At 43.0% G+C, this 5,591-nt stretch carries 4 protein-coding genes and 2 tRNA genes; 3 read left to right on the top strand and 3 right to left on the bottom strand.

The genetic code is table 11. The features are described from left to right. Window positions 1-447: 447 nt before the first annotated feature. Window positions 448-1,323 carry an Npun_R2479 family HD domain-containing metalloprotein gene (locus AC5590_RS14660; protein ID WP_169268828.1) on the top strand — a complete coding sequence of 292 codons (876 nt, stop codon included), beginning with the start codon at window positions 448-450 and terminating at the stop codon, window positions 1,321-1,323. A gap of 97 nt (window positions 1,324-1,420) precedes the next feature. Next, the gene (locus AC5590_RS14655) at window positions 1,421-2,539 is read left to right on the top strand and encodes an ABC transporter permease (protein ID WP_169268827.1); all 1,119 of its coding nucleotides are present in this window, start codon (window positions 1,421-1,423) and stop codon (window positions 2,537-2,539) included. Window positions 2,540-2,632: 93 nt separating this feature from the next. Here AC5590_RS14655 and AC5590_RS14650 read toward each other — a convergent pair. From AC5590_RS14650 to murA, 3 genes are all read right to left on the bottom strand, one after another. After that, window positions 2,633-2,716 (bottom strand) — tRNA-Leu (locus AC5590_RS14650). After that, window positions 2,695-3,570: a M48 family metallopeptidase gene (locus AC5590_RS14645; protein WP_169268826.1), complete on the bottom strand. Its 876-nt coding sequence runs from the start codon at window positions 3,568-3,570 to the stop codon at window positions 2,695-2,697. The genes AC5590_RS14650 and AC5590_RS14645 overlap by 22 nt, the downstream gene beginning before the upstream one ends. 143 nt (window positions 3,571-3,713) lie before the next feature. Beyond that, window positions 3,714-5,108 carry a UDP-N-acetylglucosamine 1-carboxyvinyltransferase gene (gene murA, locus AC5590_RS14640; protein ID WP_169268825.1) on the bottom strand — a complete coding sequence of 465 codons (1,395 nt, stop codon included), beginning with the start codon at window positions 5,106-5,108 and terminating at the stop codon, window positions 3,714-3,716. A 274-nt stretch (window positions 5,109-5,382) separates the two neighbouring features. Between murA and AC5590_RS14635 the strand changes: the two genes are divergently transcribed. Further along, window positions 5,383-5,464, top strand: a tRNA-Leu gene (locus AC5590_RS14635). Window positions 5,465-5,591: the final 127 nt, after the last annotated feature.

Genomic DNA, 5,591 nt, shown 5'->3' with positions numbered 1-5,591 from the left:
CAAGAGTCCGTTTTAACGGACTTGGACTTTGAGCCAAGAAATTTATTTCTTGGCGCAAGAACATTATGGTGCAAGATCTGAGTCAAGGGTTGCGCGTTAAGTCTGCTGGACAGAATCTCTGAGCATGCGCCAGCTTCAGGTTTAGTTCCGGTTTTTCCCTTAAGAAGTTGCGCTCATGAGGTGATGGGAGGTGATCAAGACAAACCTGTATCACCACTTCCGTAGTCTTTTGAAGCTATGTATAACTACGAAGGCACGGTTGATGTTTTGCTCAATTCGTAAAGATTTCCTATAACCCGCACACACGCGCTGGTAGCAGATATGCTTAAACTATAAACAGTTAGAAAAAGTTATTTGCCTTTTTTTGAGTACTCCGACGGTCATCAAATTATCCAAATTTGAGATAAACAAATAATACATAATTTGGTATATAACAGAGTCACCAATATGTTTAATGCCACTGAAATCTTGATTGATGTGTTTGTCGCTCAAATTCGTGAAGGCTACCGTCGCACCTACGGCTGCCTGAAAAATGATTATCAAGATATTATAGGCTGGGCAGGTAATATGGCGTTGGAAAATATTGCTAACAGTGACGCCCTTTATCATAACGTAGAACATTCTATCCTAGTTACTTTGGTTGGACAAGAAATTTTGCGCGGCAAACATATCCGTGAAGGAGGTGTTTCTAATGAAGACTGGTTGCATTTTATTATATCTTTGGTCTGTCATGATATTGGTTATGTTAAAGGAGTTTGCCGACAAGATCGAGAGGAGGAAGGTTTGTACGCAACAGGTAAAGATGGAAAAATGATTTTTCTTCGTTCTGGAGCTTCTGATGCGAGTTTGACACCTTATCATGTTGATCGGGGAAAGCTTTTTATTGATGAGCGTTTTGGCGGTCACAAATTGATAGATTCAGAAGTCATTAAGAGCAATATTGAATTGACTCGGTTTCCAGTACCAAGTGTAGATGACCACCAAGATACAAATGATTTTGCAGGTTTAGTGCGTGCTGCAGATTTGATTGGACAACTGAGCGATCCACGTTATTTAAAAAAAATTACCTCTTTATTTTATGAGTTTGAAGAGATTGGAATGAATCAGGTGTTGGGTTATCAAAATCCTGCTGATTTACGCAAGAACTATGCCAAGTTCTACTGGAATGTCGTATATCCTTATATCAAGGATGCATTGCGCTACCTCTCCCTCACACAGCAAGGAAAGCAAATTATTGCTAATCTCTACTCAAATGTATTTGTTATAGAACACGAAAAACTTCAAGAAGAGCCTTTGTACCTGATTGAAAAACTCCCTGCTTAAGAATTGATAATTATAAATTTTCACAACGAAAAAGCTTTCACTATTGATGATTGATAATTTATAATTCATCATTTATGAGTCATAACTGGTAATTGCTATGAATTGGTGGCATCGACTAAACAAAAATCCTTTAGCAAGGTTTGGGGCAACTTTACTGTTGGTTTTTTATATAGCAGTCATTTTGGCTGATTTTGTCGCCCCTTACAACGCTTACACCTCACAACCAAATGGTTCTCTACTACCACCAACGCGTGTTTACTGGGTTTCTAAACAATCAGGGCAGTTTATTGGACCTCACATTTATCCAACAACCCAGGGAGACACAAATTTAGAAACGGGCGATCGCCAAATCATCGTAAACTATAAAAAGCCTTGTCCCCTAAGACTATTTGTCACTGGGCCTGAGTATCGTCTGTTTCAGTTGAATTTACCTTTACCCCCAAAGTGGGAGGAGACAGAAATATTTGGTGGTATTCGGCTAAATATACATTTGTTTGGTGCTGTCGGTGAGGCAAAGTTTAACGTTTTAGGTACAGATGACCAAGGTCGAGATCAACTCAGTCGCCTGCTGTATGGTGGTCGTATAAGTCTGTTTATCGGTATTATTGGGGTTGCCCTAACCTTTCCTTTAGGGATGTTGATTGGGGGAATTTCTGGCTATTTCGGTGGCTGGCTTGACACTGTTATTATGCGGTTGAGCGAAGTGCTCATGATTTTCCCCAGTATTTATCTTTTGGTAACCTTGGGTGCGGTACTACCGCCTGGGTTATCCAGTACCGAACGCTTTTTGCTGATTGTCGTGATTACTTCGTTTATTAGCTGGGCTGGATTAGCACGAGTTATTCGCGGACAAGTCCTCTCTATTAAAGAGAGAGAATACGTCCAAGCAGCCAAAGCAATGGGTGCCAATCCACTTTACATTATCGTGCGTCACGTATTGCCGCAAACCGCCACTTATATCATTATTTCCGCGACACTTTCTGTTCCTGGCTTTATTGGGGCAGAAGCAGTACTCAGTTTGATCGGGTTAGGAATTCAACAACCAGACCCCTCATGGGGTAATATGTTATCTCTTGCAACTAACGCCTCAATTTTAGTACTGCAACCTTGGCTAATCTGGCCCGCAGCTACATTGATTATTCTCACAGTGTTGGCTTTTAACTTGCTGGGTGATGGGCTAAGAGATGCTTTAGACCCTCGCAGCCTAAGAAGGTAGCCTTTACTAGGCTATTCTACAGGGAACAGGGAACAGCTACCTACGCAGTGAACAGTGATAACTGATAACTGATAACTGTTCACTGATTTAAAGTGGGCAGGAGGAGAATCGAACTCCTATGACCGCAAGGCCGCCACATTTTGAGTGTGGTGCGTCTACCAGTTTCGCCACCCGCCCTTGGGTGCAACTTCACTATTATACTCTATTTTTTGATTTTGCAACAACTTTTGATAATCTTGGCTACTTGCCCAACGGTCAATTTCTCTGGCACGCAGAACGGGTACTGGGTGAGTTAACTGAGCTGTGCGGGCAGCCTTGACCATCTCACCTATCTCGGTCTTACTAATATCATCATAAGCACGAGCTTGGGCAATAAAAGCATCAAGGTTAAGTTGTGGTGCGATCGTCGGCGAACCACCAGCAAGTTTCATCAACACCGACATGACAACTTTCGGGTTTTGGGTTGCCAGCAATGCTGCGCGATCGCACGTAAACTCAGCACACCGTACCCATTCCAAAAGTTGCGCCTGTATTGCTTGAGCAAGAAATGCTCCAACATTAGGCACCACTGTCGCAGCTAATATCAATATATTGACTGGAGTTAGGTAAACACTGTGGTCACACTTAAGGTGTCCCAATTCATGAGCAATCACAGCCTGAATTTCTTCTTGTTCGAGCATATCGATCAGCGAGGTGTGCAGCACAACAAAAGGCTGTTTTCCCCGCATAGCAAAAGTGTATGCATTTGGTGCTGGATGCTGCCTAATATAAAGCTGGGGAGGTTCGATATCCAGTATCTTGCAGGCTTCTAACAGCGACTTATGAAGATGGGGCAGTTGTTTTTCGCCGACTAGAACACTAGAAGCGATATTTTCTACATAAAAAACCTGCTCCGCCAATGGACCCAAAAGATTCCGCACCATCATATCCAAACCAGGTATCTGCTTCAGTGCTTTGGTTGCGTCTAGATCTAGCGGATGACGAAATGAATCTGCTTTGAGACCAATCAGTTGAGTCTTTGGCGTTAACATGGCGGAATCTTGCTGGGCAAATAAGGGAATTAAATAAATATAGGACTGGTTTTTTGAATAGCCCCACACAAACAGTATAGCCATAGCAAAAGGAACAAGGAAGAATTTCTTCCTTGTCCTGTCGCTTTTGTGGTTTTTTGTATCTAAATAGAGATTTGCGCTTGAGGCTCAATGGGGGTAGAAGCAACTTCCGCATTTACGTTTGCTACTGGCACCCGCTGGATTCTTGCTCCTAATTGCTCCAACTTTGCATCAAGTCTATCGTAGCCCCGATCTAAGTGTTGTAGTCCCTGAACTATGGTTTTTCCTTCTGCTGCAAGTCCCGCCAAAACTAACGCTGCTGATGCTCGCAAATCTGTTCCTAGTACGGGTGCACCTGATAACATCGGCACTCCTCGAACAAAGGCAACGTTGCCTTTAATACGAATATCTGCCCCTAAGCGATTTAACTCTGAGGCATGGCGCAAACGATTCTCAAACACAGATTCATTAATCAGGCTGTCACCTTCTGCCAGTGCCAGCAAAGCCATAAATGGCGCTTGCATATCTGTAGGAAAACCTGGATGGGGCAAAGTTTCAATATCAGTTGCCCTCAGCGTTTCTGCCCTCAGAGTACGTAAACAGTTAGGTCCTTCCTCAATAATGCGCACTCCAATATCTTGCAGCTTGGTAATGATTGGTGTCAAATGTTCTGGTATCACAGGCGAGAGGGTAAGCTCTGAACGAGTGATTGCTGCGGCCACCAAAAACGTTCCTGCTTCAATGCGATCAGGAATAATCGTATATTCAGTTGAATGTAACTGTGGAACACCAACAATCGTAATTTTACTGGTTCCTGCTCCGTATATCTTTGCTCCCATTGCAATACAGAAGTTTGCCAAATCAACGACCTCTGGCTCGCGTGCAGCATTTTCGATAATGGTTTCCCCATCTGCAAGAGTCGCCGCCATCATCAGAGTTTCTGTTGCTCCCACGCTGGCAATATCCAAATATATCTTTGCTCCCTTCAATCGGCGACTAGTACCAGGAACATAGGCATTACAAATGCCATGCTCAATCTGTACTTCCGCTCCCATTGCTTGCAGTCCTCGAACATGCAGATCCACAGGTCTTGTGCCAATAGCACAGCCCCCCGGTAAAGGCATTTGCGCGACTCCCAGTCGTGCTAGCATCGGACCAATAGCAAAGAAACTTGCTCTCAACTGTGTCACCAGTTCATAGGGAGCCTTTGATGTTTTGATTTCTCTGGCATCAACTTCTAAAATGTCTCCTGTTTGCTTCAAGCCAACGCCTAAAGCTGATAAAACCTCACCTATCCGTGTTACGTCTGCCAATAACGGCACGTTACGAAGCCGACACTCGCCTGAACAGAGCAACGCTCCAGCCATGATCACCAGTGCTGAATTTTTGGCTCCGCTAATTTTTACATGACCTTGCAAAGGATGCCCACCCCATATTTGCAGGACTGAGGAGTCTGCTGTCGAGGAAGATTTGGCATCTGGTAAGCCGCCAGAAGGAATAATAAACTTACCCTCCAAAAAAACTGTTGATTTTATAAGTTTGAAGTTGGTTTCGATTCTACACGATAGTTTTTGATTGTCTACACTTTTCAACTGAAATTGATAAATTTCATTTATGTTTTTTTGACAGCAGATAAAGAATCAACAACTTATCATACAATCTTTTCCGAAAACTAGATAATAGTAACAAAAATTACCTAAAAATCAATAAACCCCTGATCTAAGAAATTAGGACTTGACAGATCTAAACAATTGAGTGACAATGAAAAACTGTTAATCAACAATAAAATTTGCGGAACTGGCGGAATTGGCAGACGCGCTAGATTCAGGTTCTAGTGCCGAAAGGCTTCCGGGTTCAAGTCCCGGGTTCCGCATACGAAAGGGAAGTGCTGAGTAACAAGTAAAAAAGGTTATTTGTTGGTAGAGTATCTTGACCAAATCAGTGAACAGTGAACAGTGAACAGTGAACAAGGGGTGGACGAGTCCGTTTCCTACCTGATA

The organism is Brasilonema octagenarum UFV-OR1, assembly GCF_963888615.1.
GTDB lineage: Bacteria > Cyanobacteriota > Cyanobacteriia > Cyanobacteriales > Nostocaceae > Brasilonema > Brasilonema sennae.
This window is presented reverse-complemented; position numbering and strand designations above follow the sequence as displayed.

Coding starts and splice junctions, on each gene's coding strand:
- AC5590_RS14660 (WP_169268828.1), top strand. CDS start 448: ATGTTTAATGCCACTGAAATCTTGATTGATGTGTTTGTCGCTCAAATT.
- AC5590_RS14655 (WP_169268827.1), top strand. CDS start 1,421: ATGAATTGGTGGCATCGACTAAACAAAAATCCTTTAGCAAGGTTTGGG.
- AC5590_RS14645 (WP_169268826.1), bottom strand. CDS start 3,570: ATGTTAACGCCAAAGACTCAACTGATTGGTCTCAAAGCAGATTCATTT.